The sequence below is a fragment of the Micromonospora sonneratiae genome, from assembly GCF_042679305.1.
Classification (GTDB): domain Bacteria; phylum Actinomycetota; class Actinomycetes; order Mycobacteriales; family Micromonosporaceae; genus Micromonospora_H; species Micromonospora_H sonneratiae.
Genome location: NZ_JBHTMP010000023.1, coordinates 1 through 18,837 on the forward strand (window position 1 = coordinate 1; position 18,837 = coordinate 18,837).

At 68.7% G+C, this 18,837-nt stretch carries 17 protein-coding genes and 1 riboswitch; of the genes, 4 read left to right on the forward strand and 13 right to left on the reverse strand.

Features of this window, described 5'->3' with window-relative positions:
* On the forward strand, positions 1-1,364 hold a 1,364-nt coding region (locus ACFQ4H_RS16315; protein ID WP_377571817.1), incomplete at its 5' end, for an RsmB/NOP family class I SAM-dependent RNA methyltransferase.
* A gap of 218 nt (positions 1,365-1,582) precedes the next feature.
* On the opposite strand, the gene ACFQ4H_RS16320 is transcribed toward ACFQ4H_RS16315, so the two are convergent.
* The 13 genes from ACFQ4H_RS16320 to ACFQ4H_RS16380 all read right to left on the reverse strand — a co-directional run bounded on the left by ACFQ4H_RS16320 (position 1,583) and on the right by ACFQ4H_RS16380 (position 15,380).
* The gene (locus tag ACFQ4H_RS16320; protein ID WP_377571818.1) at positions 1,583-2,476 is read right to left on the reverse strand and encodes a septum formation family protein; all 894 of its coding nucleotides are present in this window, start codon (positions 2,474-2,476) and stop codon (positions 1,583-1,585) included.
* 159 nt (positions 2,477-2,635) lie between these two features.
* The gene (locus ACFQ4H_RS16325; RefSeq protein WP_377571819.1) at positions 2,636-3,526 is read right to left on the reverse strand and encodes a septum formation family protein; all 891 of its coding nucleotides are present in this window, start codon (positions 3,524-3,526) and stop codon (positions 2,636-2,638) included.
* Positions 3,527-3,680: 154 nt separating this feature from the next.
* Positions 3,681-4,553 (reverse strand): SAM-dependent methyltransferase, encoded by an 873-nt coding sequence (locus ACFQ4H_RS16330; RefSeq protein ID WP_377571820.1) that lies wholly within the window; start codon positions 4,551-4,553, stop codon positions 3,681-3,683.
* A 54-nt stretch (positions 4,554-4,607) separates the two neighbouring features.
* Positions 4,608-5,336: a GntR family transcriptional regulator gene (locus ACFQ4H_RS16335; protein WP_377571821.1), complete on the reverse strand. Its 729-nt coding sequence runs from the start codon at positions 5,334-5,336 to the stop codon at positions 4,608-4,610.
* Between the two features lie 98 nt (positions 5,337-5,434).
* Positions 5,435-6,637, reverse strand: a complete 1,203-nt coding sequence (locus ACFQ4H_RS16340) for a dipeptidase (protein ID WP_377571822.1) — start codon at positions 6,635-6,637, stop codon at positions 5,435-5,437.
* A 35-nt stretch (positions 6,638-6,672) separates the two neighbouring features.
* Positions 6,673-7,662, reverse strand: a complete 990-nt coding sequence (locus ACFQ4H_RS16345; RefSeq protein ID WP_377571823.1) for an ABC transporter ATP-binding protein — start codon at positions 7,660-7,662, stop codon at positions 6,673-6,675.
* Positions 7,646-8,629 (reverse strand): ABC transporter ATP-binding protein, encoded by a 984-nt coding sequence (locus ACFQ4H_RS16350; RefSeq protein WP_377571824.1) that lies wholly within the window; start codon positions 8,627-8,629, stop codon positions 7,646-7,648. The genes ACFQ4H_RS16345 and ACFQ4H_RS16350 overlap by 17 nt, the downstream gene beginning before the upstream one ends.
* Entirely contained in the window at positions 8,626-9,462 is an 837-nt protein-coding gene (locus tag ACFQ4H_RS16355; protein ID WP_377571825.1) for an alpha/beta fold hydrolase, read from the reverse strand. Before ACFQ4H_RS16355 ends, ACFQ4H_RS16350 begins: the two co-directional genes overlap by 4 nt.
* Positions 9,459-10,640 (reverse strand): M24 family metallopeptidase, encoded by a 1,182-nt coding sequence (locus tag ACFQ4H_RS16360; RefSeq protein WP_377571826.1) that lies wholly within the window; start codon positions 10,638-10,640, stop codon positions 9,459-9,461. The genes ACFQ4H_RS16355 and ACFQ4H_RS16360 overlap by 4 nt, the downstream gene beginning before the upstream one ends.
* Positions 10,641-10,643: 3 nt before the next feature.
* Positions 10,644-11,525 carry an ABC transporter permease gene (locus tag ACFQ4H_RS16365; protein WP_377571827.1) on the reverse strand — a complete coding sequence of 294 codons (882 nt, stop codon included), beginning with the start codon at positions 11,523-11,525 and terminating at the stop codon, positions 10,644-10,646.
* Between the two features lie 43 nt (positions 11,526-11,568).
* Positions 11,569-12,522 (reverse strand): ABC transporter permease, encoded by a 954-nt coding sequence (locus ACFQ4H_RS16370; RefSeq protein ID WP_377571828.1) that lies wholly within the window; start codon positions 12,520-12,522, stop codon positions 11,569-11,571.
* 30 nt (positions 12,523-12,552) lie between these two features.
* Positions 12,553-14,181, reverse strand: a complete 1,629-nt coding sequence (locus ACFQ4H_RS16375; RefSeq protein WP_377571829.1) for an ABC transporter substrate-binding protein — start codon at positions 14,179-14,181, stop codon at positions 12,553-12,555.
* Complete coding sequence (locus tag ACFQ4H_RS16380) at positions 14,178-15,380, reverse strand: dipeptidase (protein ID WP_377571830.1); 1,203 nt, start codon at positions 15,378-15,380, stop codon at positions 14,178-14,180. The genes ACFQ4H_RS16375 and ACFQ4H_RS16380 overlap by 4 nt, the downstream gene beginning before the upstream one ends.
* Before the next feature lie 256 nt (positions 15,381-15,636).
* Here ACFQ4H_RS16380 and rpe point away from each other — a divergent pair, with 256 nt between their 5' ends.
* From rpe to ribD, 3 genes are all read left to right on the forward strand, one after another.
* Entirely contained in the window at positions 15,637-16,317 is a 681-nt protein-coding gene (gene rpe, locus ACFQ4H_RS16385; protein ID WP_377571831.1) for a ribulose-phosphate 3-epimerase, read from the forward strand.
* Positions 16,318-16,319: 2 nt separating this feature from the next.
* A complete protein-coding gene (locus tag ACFQ4H_RS16390; protein WP_377571832.1) occupies positions 16,320-17,276 on the forward strand; it encodes a response regulator in 957 nt (318 codons plus the stop codon).
* A gap of 158 nt (positions 17,277-17,434) precedes the next feature.
* Positions 17,435-17,609, forward strand: a riboswitch (FMN riboswitch).
* 163 nt (positions 17,610-17,772) lie between these two features.
* Positions 17,773-18,834 carry a bifunctional diaminohydroxyphosphoribosylaminopyrimidine deaminase/5-amino-6-(5-phosphoribosylamino)uracil reductase RibD gene (gene ribD, locus ACFQ4H_RS16395; RefSeq protein ID WP_377571833.1) on the forward strand — a complete coding sequence of 354 codons (1,062 nt, stop codon included), beginning with the start codon at positions 17,773-17,775 and terminating at the stop codon, positions 18,832-18,834.
* Positions 18,835-18,837 lie beyond the last annotated feature (3 nt).

An 18,837-nucleotide genomic window follows, 5' to 3' on the forward strand; every position in this document is an offset into this window, starting at 1 on the left:
CCCGCCCGACCCTCGACCTGGCCCGGCAGGCGGCGTACGAGGCGATCGCGGCGGTGCACCGGGATGACGCGTACGCGAACCTGGTCCTGCCGGCGATCCTGCGCGACCGCCGGCTGCACGGCCGGGACGCGGCGTTCGCCACCGAGTTGACCTACGGCACCCTGCGGGCCCTGGGCACCCTCGACGCGATCGTGGCGACGGCGGCCGGTCGCGAGGTGGAGCGCATCGACCCGCCAGCGCGTGACGCGCTACGGCTGGGCGCCTACCAGTTGCTGCACACCCGGGTACCGGCGCACGCGGCCGTCTCCTCGACGGTCGACCTGGTGCGGGCCGTCGCGCCCGGCGCGGTCGGGTTCACCAACGCGGTGCTACGGGAGATCGCCACCAAGGACCTGGACACCTGGATCGCCCAGGTGGCCCCCTCGGCGGAGACCGACCCGATCGGGCACCTCGCGCTGGCCTACAGCCATCCGCAGTGGATCATCCGGGCGTTCGCCGAGGCGTTGGGCGGTGACCTGGCGGAGACCACCCGGCTGCTGATCGAGGACAACGAGCGTCCCCCGGTGCACCTGTGCGCCCGGCCGGGACGGGCCGACGCGGTCGAGTTGGCCGACGAGGTGGGCGGTGCGCCGGGTGCGTTCTCCCCGTACGCCGTCTATCTGCCGGGCGGCGCGCCCGGTGAGTTGGCGGCCATCGGGGAGGGCCGGGCACACGTCCAGGACGAGGGCTCCCAACTGGTGGCCAACGCGCTGGCGTTGGCTCCGGTCGAGGGGTCCGACAGCCGCTGGCTCGACCTGTGTGCCGGGCCGGGAGGCAAGGCCGGTCTGCTCGGCGCGTTGGCGGCCGAGCGGGGGGCGACGCTCACCGCCGTGGAGGTGGCCGAGCACCGGGCCCGGTTGGTCTCCCAGGCGGTACGGGGATTCCCGGTCACCGTACTGGCCACCGACGGCAGGACGGTGGGTAAGGATCGGGACCTGCCGGAGGCATCGTTCGACCGGGTGCTGGTCGATGCACCGTGCACCGGTCTCGGCTCGCTGCGGCGGCGACCGGAGTCCCGCTGGCGGCGTCAGCCCTCCGATCTGCCCCCGTTGACCCGGTTACAGCGTGAGCTGCTCAGCGCCGCTCTCCGGGCGGTACGGCCGGGTGGAGTGGTCGGCTACGTGACCTGCTCGCCGCACACGGTGGAAACCCATGTGACGGTTACCGAGGCTGCCCGGCGTAGCGGGGTGCCGGTCGACTTCGTGGACGCGCGGCCACTGCTGCCGTCCGGGATGCCCGGCCTCGGCGACGGACCGACGGTTCAGCTCTGGCCACAGCGGCACGGCACCGACGCGATGTTCCTGGCGTTGCTGCGTCGCGGCTGAGGTAGTAGTACGGCGCGACCGCGAGGACGCCGACGTTCTCCGTGACCGGCTACGGGTGGAGGCGCCTGCACCGAGCAGATCGTGGTCCCGGGGCAGAGCCAGCACGCAAGAGTGCTCATCCGCCGGCGGTAACCAAATGTGGAGCGGTCCCGGATCCGGGACCGCTCCACATTTGGTTGACTCAGCTCGTTCCTACTCTTCTCGACGAGAGGTACGAACTACTTGTAGTTGATCGGTAGCCCCTTGGTGCCGGCGTCCTTCACCGAGCCGGTCAGGTCGCGGCTGCTGACCCAGACGAAGCACTTGATGCCCCGCTCGCCGGCCTCCCAGTCGGACCGGGAGGGGTAGTAGTAGATCGTGCCGGCGCGGTACTTGAGGTCTCCGTCGTTGGGCACCTTGGCGTAGGACGCCACGACGGAGAGGCACTGTCGGTGGGTCTGGGTGGAGTTCGCCTTCATCGCGTCGAAGGTGCCGTCCGGGGCGGTGTAGATGCCGACGAACTCGCTGCGGTGCTTCGCCGTGCAGGCCACCGGGGTCATGCTGTCCAACGCACTGCCGGCCAGCTTCGGGGTGAAGCAGGTGTGGGCCAGCTCCGACGTGCTGCTCAGCGCGCCCTTGACACTGCTGGTCCGCGCCACGACGTCGTCGTCATCGAGGCTCTCGACCTCGCTGATGTCACACCGGAACCACCGTGCGCCACCGGTCCACGCCTGCTCGCTCGGAAGTACGACGGACAGGGACAGTCGGGCTCCGCGCCAGTCACCGCCAACTGCCTCGGTCACCTTGGTGTGGCACTCCTGACGAGCGGTACGCATCTCGTCGGAGTCGTTCGACGGCGGGCTCTCCCGGCTGGTGGCACTGCCGGTGAAGGTGCCGATGTAGAGGGTCTCCGTCTTGTGGGACTGGCCGCAGTCGATGGGCTTGTACGAGCGCAGCGAGCCGTCCCCCTCCTCCGCGTGGCAGGTGTCAGCGGCAGGTACGAAGATCTTGGCCTCGCCGAGTGCGGCCCAGTTGTTGGTCAGGTCGCCGTCGACGCCGGCCGGGTTGCCGCAGGCGGTCAGCGCCAGCGCGGTGACGCCGCCCAGGGCGATCGTGGTCAACCACCGTCGCATCCGTGCGTCCTCCTCGGGTTTGACTGGCCGTTGTCCGGACACAGTATGGATCGTAGGCAGCGAGCCTACGACATTCATGGCGCGGCTGTTTTCGTCGGCTCGCCGATCTTCGATTGCCCGTAGTGGATTCCTGTTCGATCGGGCGCATTACGGTTGGCGCTAGGTGGCCGGTAGCCCTTTGTTGCCAGCACCCTTCATCGACCGGGTGAAGTTGCGCTTGCTGATCCAGAGGAAGCAGCGTACGCCCCGGTCGCCGGCCTTCCAGCTTTCCTCGCTGATCGGGTAGACGATCGTGCCGCTGCGGTACTTGAGGTCGCCGTCGACGGGAACCTTGACGAAGGCCGCGATGACGGGGAGGCAGCCCCGGTGCATGCGGTCGTAGTCCTTGATGAACGCCTCATACGAACCGTCCGGGGCGGTGTAGACGCCGACGAATTCGCTGTCGTGCCGGGTGCTGCAGGCCACCTCCTGCATGGCGTCGATGTCCTCGCCGCGGATCTTCGGGGCGAAACAGCCGAGTCTGAGGTTGGACGAACCACTCAACGCGCCCTTGAGGCTGGTGGTCCGGTACACCGGCTCGTCGTCGTCCACGCTCTTCGCTTCGCTGACGTCACAGCGGAACCAGCGGGCGCCACCGCTCCAGCCCGCGACCGATGGCCGGATGAGGGTCATCGTCAGTCGGCCGGTACGCCAGTCCCCGCCGAGGAACTCTGCGGTCCTGGTGTCACACTCCCGCCAGGCGGCCCGCATGGCCGGCGAACCCTCCGGCGGTCGGGTGGTGCGGCTGGCGTCCTCGCCGGTGAAGGACCCGATATAAGTGGTTTCCGCCAAATGGCGTTGGCCGCATTCCACCGGTCGGTACATGGTGAGGCTGCCGAACTTCTCGTACAGCGGGTGGCAGGTGCCGGCCTGTGGTACGGCCTGCTTGGGCTCGCCGAGTGCGGCCCAGTTGTTGGTCAGGTCGCCGTCGACACCACCCGGGTTGGCGCAGCCGGTCAGCGCCAGCATCGCAGCGCTACCCAGGGCGGTCATGGTCAGCCAGCGTCGCATCCGTACGCCTCCGTGGTGATCCGGCTGGCTCCGGTTCGCCGTCGCCGCGCGCAGCAGCATACGCGGACCCGGTGGCCCCACCTTCCGGGTGGTTGTCCTAAGTGTCGGAGGGGGCGTCCGGTGCCGGATGCAGGTTCTCGTCACCGGACGCGGATCATCCAGCGGTACGGGCGTGCACGATGGCCGAGAAGGGAAGCACCTGATGTGCTCCGCCGAGGTGTCGGTCGGCAAGGTCGGCCGGGTACGCGTGGGAGGCCAGGGTCAGCCCATGGGTGGCCAGGTACGCCGCCATCTGGTCCGGTTCGATACCGAACGTCAGCGGCTCGCCACGTCGACCGAGGTAGCTGTGGAACTTGGGGGCGTCCACGTGCCGGGTCGGGTCATGGATGGCGTCGTGATAGAAGTAGTCGAACAGCACGCTCGATCCGGTGGCGAAACGCGATATCTCCCTGAGGGTCGCGGTCACCGCCTGTTCCGTCAGGTACGGCGTGACCCCCTCCCAGATGAACAGCGACGGTGTGTTGCGATCGGCTCCCGCCTCGTCGAGCGCGGTGGCGAGCGGCTGGCTGTCGAAGTTGATCGGCACGTAACGCACATGGGCGGGTAGCTGACCGAACAGTTTCCGGGTCTGCTGCTGTTTCCACGCCGACGTGGCGGGATGGTCCAACTCGAAGACCCGTACACCGTCGAGTCGTTCCCGGAAGCGGTACGGCCGGCTGTCCGCGCCTGCGCCGAGGATGAACAACTGTCGGACCGCGCCGGACCCCAGTTCGTCGACGAGCACCGAGTCGATGTGTTTGGTCCGTGCGGTCACGAACCGGTAGAGACCGGGCAGGAGCCGCTCGATGACCGCGACAGAGGCGACGCGTAGGGGTGCCCAGCGGACCCGGGTCCGAAGTGGCCAGGTGAGGAACTGCTCTGCCAGATGGTCCGGGTTCCGCAACTTCGGGTCCCGCTCGCGTGCCCCCACGGCCCGCAACGCCGTCACACCCTCGGCGGTATAGCTGCGGCTCGATCCACTCTGCATGCGCAGATGCTAGAGGAAACCCTTCGATCGTGGGTCACCGAGATCGACGGTGACCTAGCCGCCCCGAGTGATCTTGAGGGTCAGTACGTCGGTCCGGACCGTGAGGTGACCGTGGAAGAGGGGAGTACCGTCCGGGCTGTAGCCGATCTGGGTGCCGTAGACGAGTGGATGACCGGCCGGTACCCCGAGTCGGACCACCGCCTCCTCGTCGGCCAGGATGGCGGCCATTTCGATCTCCGCCCGGCGTACCGGCATGCCGGTGGCGGTGGCCAGGAACTCGAACAGGTCCAGATCGATGCTGACCAGGCCCGACGGATCGATGGCCCGCCCCTCGAAACTGAGCGGCAGATGGTCCCGGATCCACGCGGCCGGCACCTCGTCCACGGCGAAGAGCCGGTCGACCTGCCACACCGGCGCACCGGGTGGCAGGCCGAGCACGTCGGCGCAGTCGGCAGGGCAGCCGGTCCGGGTGACCGAGGCGTCCTGCAGGGTCGGCTGATGGCCCGAGGCGGTGATCCGGTCCCGGAGGGCGACCACGTCGCCGATCGAAACCGGAACGCGGGCGCCGGCGTCGTGCACGAAGGTGCCAATTCCCCAGGTACGGGTGACCACACCCTCCGCGGCGAGCTGACCGAGTACCTCACGGACGGTGGCCCGGCTGACCTCGAGGTGATCGGCCAGTTCCCGCTCGTTGGGTAGCTTGTCGCCCGGCCGGAACTCGTTCTCGATCAACACGCGTAGCCGGCCCTGTGCGGCCTGCAACGTCGTTTCCCGCCGAGCCATCCACTCTCACCTCTTCGCACTTCGCGCTGCCGCCGGTGGCCTACGGAGTGTAGTAGCGCGCCAGTCGCGGCGTCGATCGGGCCACCGGCCGACCCGGATCACCAGACCTGTTCGAGTACCCGGACGGTGTTCCCACCGATGACCTTGGCGATCTCGTCATCCGAGTAGTCGTGCTTCACCAGCCAACCGGCGATGTTCCCGAACGCCTCGCCCGGGTTCTCGATACCGGCCACGTACTCCACCCGGGGGTGCTCCGGCCGGTTGCCGGCGTCGTGGGCGTAGCCACTGGCGTAGGTGACGTGCACGCCCACGTGGTCACCGAACATCGTGTCCGGTCCAAAGGTGACATGGTCGATGCCGACCAGGTCCACGAGGTACTTGAAGTGGTCCATCACCGACTCGAGCGAGTGGTGCGGGTGGTCGGCCGACAGGGTGGTGTGCGGTGCGGCTTCGATGCCGATCACGCCACCCCGTTCGGCGCAGGCCCGGATCACCTCGTCCGGCTTCATCCGCGAGGTGTCCCAGACCGCACGCGCACCGGCGTGGGTGATGAACACCGGCACCCGACTCGCCTCGATCACGTCCAGCGAGGTCTGGTCGCCGGAGTGCGAGATGTCGATGGCGATGCCGAGCTTGTTCATCCGGTCCACCGCCCGCCGACCGAAGTGGGTCAGCCCGCCGTCGCGGCGCTCCGAGAGTCCACCACCGAGCATGTTCGCCTGGCTGTACGCGATACCGAGCTGCCGCACGCCGAAGCCGTACAGGATGTCGATCCGGTCCAGCTCGTTCTCGATCGGGCTGCTGCACTCCAGCCCGGCGACCAGGGCGAGCTGACCGTTGCGCTTCGCCTCGTAGATGTCGGCCAGCGAGGTGGCCAGCGTGACGTAGTCCTGCTTGTAGATGTCGCTCATCCGCATCCCGAGGGCGTAGATGAGGTCGTTCCACTTCCAGCCGTTCTCGCTGGTCACACAGGAGGCGCCGGCCATGAAGTTGTCGAACACGGCGGTCAGACCGGAGCGGGACAGTCCTTCGAAGCCGGTGCGCTGACGGGCGGTCCGGTTGTATTCGCGCAGCTGCCCCACGTTCTCGGGCAGGACCACCGCGTGCTCGTGCAGCGAGATGGCCATGTGCTCGGTGAGCAGCCGGGTCACCCGCTCGCGCTGCGCGTCGGACAGGCCGAGGTCGTACTCGGGCACCCGACCGACCTCCTTGGCCAGCGGGAAGACCCGGTAGTCCGAGTGCGGCTCCAGGTACGAGTAGGACTTGTGGCCCTGGTACCGGGGCGCGGGTTCTTGCAGCAAGGCACCTTCTCCTTTTCGGACAGTTGCCGGTCGCCCTACGCGGCCAGCGGATAGTGGCAGGCGACCGGATGGTTGCCGTCAGCCAGCGGCGGTTCGGTGGTGGCGCAGGTCTCGGTGGCCTGCCAGCAACGGGTACGGAACCGACAGCCGGAGGGCGGGTTCACCGGGCTGGGCGGGTCACCGGCCAGCAGGATGCGCTGCCGCGCCGCCCGTCCGGCCGGATCGGGCACCGGCACCGCCGAGAGCAGGGCACTGGTGTACGGGTGCCGAGGTGCGTCGTACAGCCCCTGCTCGGGGCCGGTCTCCACCAGTTTGCCGAGGTACATCACGGCCACCCGGTCGGAGATGTGCCGCACCACGGACAGGTCGTGGGCGATGAAGACGTACGCCACCCCCAGCTCCTCCTGGAGCCGTTCCAGCAAGTTGACCACCTGGGCCTGCACCGACACGTCGAGCGCGGAGACCGGCTCGTCGCAGACGATCACGTCCGGTTGCAGGGCGAGCGCGCGGGCGATGCCGATGCGCTGCCGTTGCCCACCGGAGAACTGGTGCGGGTAGCGGTCCAGGTGCAGGCTCGCGTCGAGGCCGACCAGGTCCAACAGCTCCCTGATCCGGTCCAGCCGGCGGCCCTTGGCCAGCACGTCGGGGTGGATCTCGAACGGCTGGAGCAGGATCTCCCGGATCGTCCGGCGCGGGTTCAGCGAGGTGTACGGATCCTGGAGGACGATCTGGATCCGTCGGCGCAGCGCCCGCAGTTCCCGGCCCCTGGCCTTGTGCACCACCGACTCGCCGAAACGCACCTCGCCGGAGGTGGGCTGTTCCAGCCCGACCAGCATCCGGGCCAGGGTGCTCTTGCCACAGCCGGACTCGCCCACCACACCGAGGGTCTCGCCCCGGCGCAGGTCGAAGGAGACCCCGTCGACGGCCTTGACCACCCCGCCGGAGGTGAACGGAACCCGTCCCTTGATCGGGAAGTGCTTGACCAGGTTCTCGACCCGTAGCACCACGTCATCGCTGGGTGGCACCGAGCACCTCCTCGTGGTGGTGGCAGGCGCTGGCCCGGTTGGCGGGCAGCACCTGAAGCGACGGCAGGGTCACCCGACACTCGTCGGTGACCCGGGGACAACGCAGGTGGAACGGGCAACCGGTGGGGAGCCGGGCCGGGTTGGGTGGGGCACCCGGGATCGCGTACAGCTCCTCGTCACGCCGGTCCACCCGGGGCATCGAGGCCAGCAGCCCCTCGGTGTACGGGTGGGCCGGGCCGGCGAAGATCTGCTCGACCGTGCCGCGCTCGACGATCCGGCCGGCGTACATCACCGCCACGTCGTCGGCGACCTCGGCAACCACCCCGAGGTCGTGGGTGATCAGCAGCAGGCCCATCCCACTGTCCCGCTGGATCTCCGCCAGCAGCTCCATCACCTGGGCCTGCATGGTCACGTCCAGTGCGGTGGTGGGCTCGTCGGCGATCAGCAGGTCCGGTTCCAGGGAGATGGCCAGTGCGATCATGATGCGCTGGCGCATCCCGCCGGAGAACTGGTGCGGGTAGTCGCGGATCCGGTCCTTGGCGGCCGGGATACGGACCCGGTCGACCAGCTCGATGGCGCGGCGACGGGCGTCGGCCTTGGACATGCCCCGGCGGACCCGCAGCACCTCCATGATCTGGTGCCCGACGGTGAAGACCGGGTTGAGCGCGGCCATCGCGTCCTGGAAGACCATGCCGATCTCTTCGCCGCTGATCCGGTCGCGCTGCTTGCGCGGCAGGGTCAGCAGTTCCCGGCCACGTAGCTGGACCGAACCGCTGATCTGGGCCGGTGGCGTGTCGAGGATGCCCATCACCGCCTGCGCGGTGACGCTCTTGCCGGAGCCGGACTCGCCGAGGATGGCCAGGGTCTCTCCGGCGTCGACCTGGAGCGACACCCCGTTGACCGCGTTTACCGGCCCGAGCGGGCCGGGGAACGCGACCCGCAGGTCGGTGATCTCCAAGAGGGTCATCGCAGCACTCCGGCTCTGCCGAGGAAGTCGCGCACCACCTGCTGGAACAGCTCGGGCTCCTCCAGTTGCGGCGAGTGGCCGGACTTCTCGAAGACCACCAGCTCACCGTTGGGGATCAGGTCCGCGATCACCTGCGAGGCCGCCACCGGGGTACGCCAGTCGTGCCGGCCCACGGTGACCAGGGTCGGGCAGGTGATCGACGGCAGCTTCGGCTTGAGGTCGTAGCGGGGCATGTTCTGCCCGAACGCGGCGTTGTGCGTCCGGTAGTGGAACCGGGTGGCCGCCAGCTTCGCCTCGTCCTTGGCCGGGTCGTGCTGGTGGTCGTAGAGCGGGAGGATGGCCCGCCAGTACTCCCGCAGCTGCTCGTTGCTCTCGAACCGTCCGGTGCCGATCCGTTCGATGACCCACTCCGGGATCACCGAGCGGTCGGTGTTGCGGGCCCGCTCGACGGCCAGGTGGTCGTGCGCGGTGTCCGCCGCGGTGTCCCGCAGCACCAGCGCGGAGACCCGGTCCGGGTGGGCGACGGCGTACTCCAGGGCGATGAACCCGCCGTACGAGCCACCGGCCATGACGATCTTCTCGTAGCCGAAGTGCTCCCGGATCGCGTCCACGTCGGCCACCCACTGCTCGTGGGTGAACGGCTCGTCGTCGCTGGACTCGCCGGAGCCCCGGGCGTCGAAGACGATGACCCGCATCCGGTCGGAGAACGGACCGAAGCTGCGCTTCGGCTCGTTACGGGAGCCCAGCCCGGGTGCACCGTGATGCACGATCATGGCCGGACCGTCCTCCGGGCCGAACGCCTCGACGACCAGTTCTGCGCCGTTGATTTTCATCGGACCCCCTGAATGACGTTGGATTCCAGATCGCGCGGGTAGCTGGTGAGCCGACGTGGCCCGGACTCCTGCACCAGGACCGTGTCGGAGATTCGGTAGCCGGCGTGGCCGGGTACGTAGACGCCGGGCTCGCTGGAGAGCAGCATCCCGGGGGCGAGGACGGTGTCGTCGCCGTCCTCCACCCACGGCGCCTCGTGGTTCTGCAACCCGATGCCGTGCCCCTGCCGGTGCCGGATGTAGTCGCCCAGCCCGTGCTCGCGCAGCACGTCCAGGCAGATCCTGTTGACCTCGGCGCAGGTACGGCCGGCCAGCATCGCCTGGGTGCCGACCTCCTGCGCCTCCCGGTCCGCCTCGTAGTAGCGCACCTGCTCCGCCGTGGGCTCGCCGACGATGAAGGTGCGCTCGCTCTCCACGAACCGGCTGGCCACGGCCGCGCCGAGGGAGAGGATCAGGGTGTCGCCCGGTTGGATCCGCCGCCGGGTCGGCAACCCGTGCGGCAGGGCCGAGTTCGGTCCGGCGTAGACCAGCCCGCCGGCCAGCTTGGTGGTGTAGACGACCAGGTCGTAGTGGGCGTACATCTGGTCGGTGCCGTAGCCGATGACGTGCCGGGCGATCTCGTCCTCGCGGGGCAGCGGACCTCCGCTGGCCAGCGCGTCCTCGATCAGCGCCCGGCCGGCACCGAGCATCTCGTCGCAGATCCGCGCCGCTGCCTCGTGGAACGGGATCTCCTCGGGGAACTTGCACAGCCGTAGCTGGGCCACGGCGTCCGTGGTCTCCAACTCGGCGCCGGCGATGGCCCGCGACAGTGCCCGGAACGCGCCGACCGACAGGCCTGCGCTCACACCGATGCGGCGTACCGGGCCGCCCGGCCGGGACAGGGCCGAGGCCAGGGTCTCCTCGGCGCTGACCACGCCCGGGTACTCGAAGTAGCTGACCGTCGTGATCTGCACGCCCTGCTGGGCGGCGTACTCCTCGTCGAGCCGGGGGATGACCAGCAGCGGATCCCCCTCCCGGGGCATCCAGAGGTAGACCGGACGTTCGGTGGCGATGTAGAAGAAGCCGCTGAGGAAGGCGACGTCCGGCGGGGAGGTGGCCAGGAAGCCGTCCAGGCCACGCTCGTCGAGCGCCTCGGCGAGCCGGGCCCGGACACTGGTGTAGAAGCTGTCAGGAAGTCGCATTGGTCAGCCTCCGTTGCGGCGGGGGTCACGGGCGTCGTTGAACCGCGTGCCGGCGAGGGTCGCCGCGAGCACCAGCAGCAGGATCGCCAGCGACGGGAAGAGGGTCTGCCACCAGGCGATCGCGATCGTGCCGCTGCGCTGGGCGTTGAGCAGGATGCGGCCCCAGGACCAGGCGTCCGGGTCGCCGAGACCGAGGAAGCTCAGGCCGGCCTCGGAGATCACCGCCCGGGAGGCGGTGAGCAGCACACTCACGATCATCAGCGAGACGACCGCGGGCAGGATCTCCCGGGTGACGATCCGCCAACCGGTGGCACCGAGCACCCGGGCCCCGTCGATGTACGGCATCGCGCTGATCACCAGGCCCTGTGACCGGATCAGTCGGGCCACCTCGGGCCAGGCGAAGAGGCCGATGATGATGGTCAGGGTGACGACGCTGGGGTTGACCACCGCCGCCAGCATGATCATCAGCGGCAGGGTGGGCAGCGCCAGCATCACGTCGGTGATCACCGTGGCGACCGCGTCGATCGGGCGGAAGTAGGCCGAGGCCAGCCCGATCGCGGTGCCCAGCACGATCGCGATCAGCGAAGCGGCCAGACCGATCACCAGGCTGGTCCGGGTGCCCCAGACCACCTGGGCGAAGATGTCCTGCCCGAGGTCGTCGGTACCGAACCAGTGCGCTCCGGACGGGGGTTGCAGCACGTCCGGGCCGGCACCGGCCGGCTCGTCGGCGATCAGCGGCGCGAAGACCGCCATCAGCACCATCACGACCAGCACCAGTACGGACAATGCTGCGGAGGGTTGGCGCAGGTAGGCGTACCAGGATCGCCTGGTGGCGGTCGGAACGACCGGCGGTACCGACTGCTCGGTCAGCACAGGGGCGCTCACGGCACCCTCCCTTCGTTGATGGTGGCGGCGAACAGGACGGCATTCATAGCCGGATCCTGGGGTTGAGGACCGCGTAGAGCATGTCGGTCAGCGCGTTGGCGACCACCACGGTGACGGCGAGCATGATGAACGCCCCCTGGATCACCGGGTAGTCCTGCTGGCCGACCGCCTCGTAGATCAGCCGACCGACGCCGGGGTAGGCGAAGACCGTCTCGGTGAGCACCGCGCCACCGACGAGGGTGCCCAGTTGCAGACCCATCAGGGTCAGCGCCGGCAGGATCGCGTTACGTAGACCGTGCTTCCAGACCCGGCGTCGGGCCGAGAGACCACGGGCCTGGGCGGCCCGGATGTAGTCCTCACCGAGGACCTCGATCATGTTGGTGCGCAGGGTCAGCGCGTACGGCCCGAGCTGCACCAGCACCAGCGACAGCACCGGCAGCACCAGATGGTGGGCCAGGCTCAGGTACGCCGCCGCGCCCCGGGTGTCCGGGTCGATCGCCCCACCGATCGGGAACCAGCCGAGCTGGGCCCCGAAGAAGACCAGCAGCAGGATGGCGACGCTGGGCACGAAGAGAGCGTTCGCGCTGATGCCGAAGCCCTGGAGCAGACGGTCCATCAGCTTGCCGCGGTTGACCGCGGCGGTCACGCCGATCGGGATACCGACGGCGACGGTCAGGATGAACGCGGTGCCGGCCAGCAGCAGCGTCCACGGTAGGCGGTCGAGGATGATGTCGGTGACCGGCTGGATCTGCCGGAAGGAGATGCCCAGGTTGCCCTGGAGCAGCTCCCGCAGGTACGACACGTACTGCTCCCACAGCGGACGGTCCAGGCCGTACGTCTTGAGCAGCGCCGCCTGCATCTCCGGCGTCATGTCCCCCTCGACCATCAGGGTCGTGGGGTCCCCCGGCAGGAGCCGGAGCAGGAAGAAAGTCGAAGTGATCGCAATCCACACGGTCAGGACGGCCTTCAGTGCCCGGCTGAGCACGAAACGCACCACGGGGGACCCCTCCTTTCCCTTTGATTCGGGTTACTTGACCGGGGTGACCTGCGCCAACGAGTACGCGGTGACCATGCCGAGCAGGTCCGACGGCGACGCGACGAAGCCGGTGAACTTGCTGGCGTTGTAGGCGAACTGGAAGTTCTCCACGTACAGCGGGGTCAGGTACGCCTGCTCGTGCACGACCTTGTCGATGTTCTTGATCTTGGTCTTGAACGCCTCCGCGTCGGTGGTGCCAGCCGCGTCGTTGATCAGCTGGTCCATCTCGTCGGACTTGAGCAGGTTGTAGTTGATGCCACCCGGGTTGCTGGACAGGTAGGTGCTGCGCAGCTGGTCCATCGGGTTGTCGAACACGCCCCACTGCGAGGCGTCGATGTCGTACTCACCGTTCTTGGTGCGGGTCAGGAAGGTGTTCCGCTCCACGCACTGGTTCTCCAGCTTGATGCCGGCCTTGGCCGCGCTCTCGCGGAAGAGCTGCACCACGCGGGTGATGTTGGCGTTGGACTGGTCACAGGCCACGCCGATGCTGAGTCCGTCGAAGAAGCCGTCGTTGTTGGCGTCCTTGTAGCCGGCCGCGCTCAGCTTGGCCTTCGCGCCCTCGGGGTCGTACGCGTACGGCTGGATCTCGGTGTTGTCGTAGTCGGCGAAGATCGGCGAGATCGGGCCGGCCATCTGCTGGCCGTCGCCCTGGAGCACCGAGGAGATGATCGCCTTGGTGTCGACCGACATCGACAGCGCCTGCCGCACCTCCTGCTTGGCCAGGTGCTTGTTGTTCATGTTGTAGGTCAGGTGCGCGAACCCGAGCGCGCCGACCTTCTCCAGCTTGATCTTCGAGTCGTTCTCGAAGGTCTTCGCCGCCGACACCGGCACCGGCGTGCCCATCATGTCGATGTCACCGTTGCGCAGCGCCAGCATCATCGTGTTGACGTCCGGGTAGACCCGGTACTCGACCTGGCTCACCGCGGCCTTGCCACCCGGGGCCAGCGGGTAGTTCTCGTTGCGCTTCATGACGTAGCGCTGGCCCTTGGTCATGCTGTCCAGCACGAACGGTCCGGCACCGACCCAGTTGGAGTCGTTGGGGAACTTGGAGAGGTCCCCGGCGGTCTCGAAGATGTGCTTCGGCACGATCGACATCCAGAAGCCGACGCCCTCGGCGAACGGCGCGTACGGCTGCGACAGCTTGAACTTCACCGTCGTGGCGTCCGGCGCCTCGATCGACTCGACCCAGGTCAGCTTGGCCGCGACGTTGCCGAGCTTGTACTTCATGATCATTTCGGCGCTGAACTTGACGTCCTCGGCGACCACGGGCTTGCCGTCGGTCCACTTGAAGTCGTCGCGCAGGTTGAAGACCGCGGTCTTGCCGCCGTCCTCGTACTTGTACTCCTTCGCCAGCTCCGGCGCCTTCTTGGCGTTCTCGTCGATCCGCAGCAGGTGCGGGTACATCGCGTTGAGGATCCACGAGTCGGTCTTGCTCAGCGACTGGAGCGGGTTGAAGTTGCTGACGTCGGTGGTGGTGCCGATGCGCAGCACCGAGCCGTCACCCGAGCCGCCGCTCGACGACCCGTTGTCCTCGTTGAGGCTGCAACCGGAGAGACCCAGCGCGGCCACCGCGCCGAGCGCGACGGCAACCCGCCACCGGCCCTTGACTATGTTTTTCACCAAACCTCCTGAAGAACCCGGATGATGTTGCCGCCGATGACCTTGGCGATCTCGTCATCGGAGTAGTCGTGCGCGACCAGCCACCCGACGATGTTGCTGAAGCACTCGGCGGGGTTTTCCATGCCGGACACGTACGGCACCCGGGGGTGGTCCACCACGCCGTGGGCCTTCCCGATCGCCAGGTGCTGCGTGAAGCTGTCGTGCAGCCCGACGTGGTCACCGAAGTTGGTGTCCGGGCCAAACGCGACATGGTCGATGCCGACCAGGTCGACGCAGTACTTGAAGTGGTCCATCACCGACTCGAGCGAGTGGTGTGGGTGGTCGGCCGACAGGGTGGTGTGCGGTGCGGCTTCGATGCCGATCACGCCACCCCGTTCGGCGCAGGCCCGGATCACCTCGTCCGGCTTCATCCGAGGGGTGTTCCAGACCGAGCGGGCACCGGCGTGGGTGATGAACACCGGTACCCGACTCGCCTCGATCACGTCCAGCGAGGTCTGGTCGCCGGAGTGCGAGATGTCGATGGCGATGCCGAGCTTGTTCATCCGGTCCACCGCGCGCCGACCGAAGTGGGTCAGCCCGCCGTCGCGGTCCTCGGAGAGCCCGGAGCCGAGCATGTTGGCCTGGCTGTACGCGATGCCCATCTGGCGTACGCCGAAGCCGTAGAGGATGTCGATACGGTCCAGCTCGTTCTCGATCATCGTGGCTGCTTCCAGCCCCGCCACCAGGGCGAGCTGGCCGTTGCGCTTGGCCTCGAAGATCTGTTCCAGCGTGGTGGCCACGACGACGTAGTCCTGCTTGGCGACGTCGGCGAAGCGCAGGCCGATGTCGTAGATGACGTCGTCCCACTTCCAGGCGTGCTCGCTGGTGACACAGCCGGTGCCGTTCATGAAGTTGTCGAACACGGCGGTCATGCCGGAGCGGGCCAGGCCCTCGAAGCCGAAGGAGTTGCGACCGGTCCGGTTGTAGTCACGCAGCTGCGACACGTCCGCCGGCAGGATCTTCGGGTGCTCGTGCAGCGAGATGGCCATGTGCTCGGTGAGCAACTGGGTCACCCGGGCCCGCTGGCTGTCGGTCAGGCCGAGGTCGTGCTCGGGTACCCGGCCGATCTCCGCTGCCAACTCGAAGACCTTGTAGTCCCGGTGTGGCTCCAGATAGTCGAAGGATCGGTAGCCGCGGTACCTGTCTGCGGTTTCCTGCAACGCCGCTCACCTCATAGGTCAAAGGTCTGAGGAGGTCAAAGGTCAGAGGATGGAGGTCTGACCTCTGGTCTTGGCGGGCACGCTATGTCAGGCCGAGCGGCTGGCGGAAGAGCTGAAACATGACTGTTACAAACTTTTGGAAAGCCCGATGAGCAGGCCAAACAGGCTGGTAGCGCGGTCGTCCCGGATAGTGGACGGTTTGCCGCGCGGCGGTAGCCGGTGAGGAAACGTCGGGTGGCGTTCGTACACTGTCGCCGTGACCGCACCAGCGCCCATAGTTGCGCCCAGCATCCTCGCCGCCGATTTCGCCCGTCTGGCCGACGAGGTGAAGGTGGTGGAGTCCGCGGCCGACTGGCTGCACGTCGACGTGATGGACAACCACTTCGTGCCGAACCTGACCATCGGGCTGCCGGTGGTGCAGAGCCTGCTGGCCGCGACGTCGCTGCCCTTCGACGTGCACCTGATGATCGAGGATCCGCGCCGGTGGGCCCCGGCCTACGCCGACGCGGGTGCCTACAACGTCACGTTCCACGCCGAGGCCTGTGACGATCCCGTCGCCCTGGCCAAGGACCTGCGGGCGGCCGGGGCGAAGGCGGGCCTGGCGATCGACCGGGACACCCCGATCGAGCCGTACCTCGAACTGCTGCCCAGCTTCGACACCTTGCTGATCATGACGATCAAGGCCGGCTTCGGCGGTCAGCGGTTCATCCCCGAACTGCTGGACAAGGTCCGCGCCGCCCGGCGGCACGTCGACGCGGGGCACCTCGAACTACGGATCGAGGTCGACGGCGGTATCGCCGCCGACACCATCGAGCAGGCCGCAGCCGCCGGAGCGGACGCCTTCGTGGCCGGCACCGCCATCTACGGTGCGGCGGACCCGGCCGAAGCGATCGACAAACTGCGCCGGTTGGCCGAGCGGACCAGCCGGCAGGACTGACCGTGGAGCCGGCCGAGGATCAACCAGACCTCATCCTCGTCGTCGACGACGACGAGGACATCGCCCGGTTCGTCGAGTTCAACCTGCGGTTGCACGGCTTCGACGTGGTACGGGCCAGCGACGGTCAGGAAGCCCTCGAGAAGGTCGAGCAACGGCGTCCCGACCTCGCCGTCGTCGACCTGATGATGCCGCGCGTGGATGGCCTCGAACTCACCCGGCGACTGCGGGCCAACCCGCTGACCTCCGCCCTTCCGGTGATCATGTTGACCGCCAAGGGGATGACGGTGGACAAGGTCCACGGCCTCACCGCCGGGGCCGACGACTACGTGGTCAAACCGTTCGACACCGCCGAACTCATCGCGCGGGTCAGTTCGACGCTGCGCCGCAACAAGGAGTTCCGCGAGGTCTCCCCGCTGACCGGGCTGCCCGGCAACAGCCGGGTCCGCCGGGAGATCACCGATCGGATCCGCAGTGGCGTGGACTACGCCGTCGGCTACATCGACATCGACCGGTTCAAGAGCGTCAACGACCGGTACGGCTTCAGTCGCGGCGACGAGTTCATCAGTGCCCTGGCCCGTAGCCTGCACCGGGCGGTGGTTGCCGTCGGACTTCCACCGGCGTTCCTCGGCCACATCGGCGGCGACGACTTCGTCATCGTCTGCGCGCCCGACCAGGTGCGACCACTCACCGAACGGGCCGTGATCGACTTCGAGAAGGCCGCCGACGATCTCTACGATCCGAAGGACCGGGGACGCGGCTACGTCGAACTGCGGGACCGCCGGGGCAACATCCAACGCGCCGCCCTGGTCACCCTGTCGATCGGGGTCTCCGTGTCGGTCGCCGAGCGGCGGTTCACCAACCCGATGGATGCGATCGCCGTCGCCTCGGAGATGAAGAGCGTGGCCAAGGGCCAACCCGGGTCGTACGTCGCCCTCGACCGGCGGCGCGCCACGGGCTGACCAGCGGATCCCGCACCGGAATCCGCGCCCGGGCGGGGTGGTCGGGCCCCGGTCCTGCCGCCGGGGCGGGCCCGGCCCCGCTGCGGCCCGACTGTGAAGTTGCTCCCCTCAGCCGCGACGAAACGTCGATTCCGTGTAAGACTCACACCGTACCCACCACGCGCTGGCGGGACTCGGTGTAATTCCGAACCGGCGGTGATCCACGGCCCGACCGTGGTAAGCCCGCGACCCGGTCGGCTCTGCCGCCCGGTGGACCTGGTGTGAACCCAGGGCCGACGGTTGAGCGCGGGCAGACCGCCCACGCTCAGACAGTCCGGATGGGAGACAGCGCGCGGCGGCGGAGTTCTCGGCGGCCCGGGTCCGGGCTGTCCGGGAAACTCCCGGGGCCGGCTTTGCCGTACCCGGACTCCGCCTGCCCAGGGCCACCCGGCCACGTCTGCCTCCCCGCCCCCGCCCGCGCGCCCCACAGGCGAGCGAAGAAAGTAGGGGCCGGCCGATGGCGAGCGTCTCCACCGACGAGGCGATGCGTCGAGCGATTGATCTGGCTGCCCGAGGACTGGGCACGACCAGTCCCAACCCGGTGGTCGGCTGCGTCATCCTGGACGCCGACGGAGAGATCGCCGGGGAGGGATTCCACGCCTACGCCGGCGGCCCGCACGCCGAGATCGTCGCGCTGGCCCAGGCCGGTGACCGGGCCAAGGGCGGCACCGCCGTGGTGACCATGGAACCCTGCGACCACACCGGCCGTACCGGGCCGTGTACCCGGGCGCTCATCCAGGCCGGCGTCGCCACCGTGGTGATCGGCGTCAACGACCCCAACCCGATCGCCGGCGGTGGCACCGCGACGCTGCGGGCCGCCGGGGTCGAGGTCGAGTCCGGGGTACGCGCCGCCGAGGCGGAAGCCGCCAACATCGCCTGGCTGACCTCGGTACGGCGGGAATGGCCGTACGTGATCTGGAAGTACGCGGCCACCGCCGACGGACGCTCCGCAGCCACCGACGGCACCAGCATGTGGATCACCTCCGAGGCGGCCCGGATCGACGTACACGCCCTACGTGGCACCGTCGACGCCGTGATCGTCGGATCCGGCACCGTGCTGGCCGACGATCCCCGGCTGACCGCCCGTAACCTGCGCGACGGCACCCTGGCCATCCGGCAGCCGCTACGGGTGGTGGTCGACAGCTCCGGTCGTACCCCGGCCGACGCCCGGGTGCGCGACGCCGCCGCCCGCACCTGGATCGCGACCAGCGCGGAGGTCGGGGCGGGCCCCGACGGCCGGGTCGACCTCCCGGCGCTGCTGGCCGCCCTCTACCAGCGCGGCGCGCGGTCCGTGCTGCTCGAGGGCGGGCCGACCCTGGCCGGATCGTTCCTGGCCGCCGGCCTGGTCGACAAGATCATCGGGTACGTCGCGCCCAAGCTGCTCGGCGCCGGGCCGACCGCGCTGGCCGACGCCGGGGTGCACACCATCGCCGACGCCATCGACCTGGACTTCGTCGACATCACCCGGGTCGGTCCGGACCTGCGGATCACCGCGCTGCCCCGCAAGAGGGAAGGCTGAGAC

Bases quoted from the DNA above. Each gene is read 5' to 3' on its own strand.
- ACFQ4H_RS16320 (WP_377571818.1), bottom strand. From the start codon at position 2,476: ATGCGACGGTGGTTGACCACGATCGCCCTGGGCGGCGTCACCGCGCTG.
- ACFQ4H_RS16325 (WP_377571819.1), bottom strand. From the start codon at position 3,526: ATGCGACGCTGGCTGACCATGACCGCCCTGGGTAGCGCTGCGATGCTG.
- ACFQ4H_RS16330 (WP_377571820.1), bottom strand. From the start codon at position 4,553: ATGCAGAGTGGATCGAGCCGCAGCTATACCGCCGAGGGTGTGACGGCG.
- ACFQ4H_RS16335 (WP_377571821.1), bottom strand. From the start codon at position 5,336: ATGGCTCGGCGGGAAACGACGTTGCAGGCCGCACAGGGCCGGCTACGC.
- ACFQ4H_RS16350 (WP_377571824.1), bottom strand. From the start codon at position 8,629: ATGACCCTCTTGGAGATCACCGACCTGCGGGTCGCGTTCCCCGGCCCG.
- ACFQ4H_RS16355 (WP_377571825.1), bottom strand. From the start codon at position 9,462: ATGAAAATCAACGGCGCAGAACTGGTCGTCGAGGCGTTCGGCCCGGAG.
- ACFQ4H_RS16360 (WP_377571826.1), bottom strand. From the start codon at position 10,640: ATGCGACTTCCTGACAGCTTCTACACCAGTGTCCGGGCCCGGCTCGCC.
- ribD (WP_377571833.1), top strand. From the start codon at position 17,773: ATGGCGAGCGTCTCCACCGACGAGGCGATGCGTCGAGCGATTGATCTG.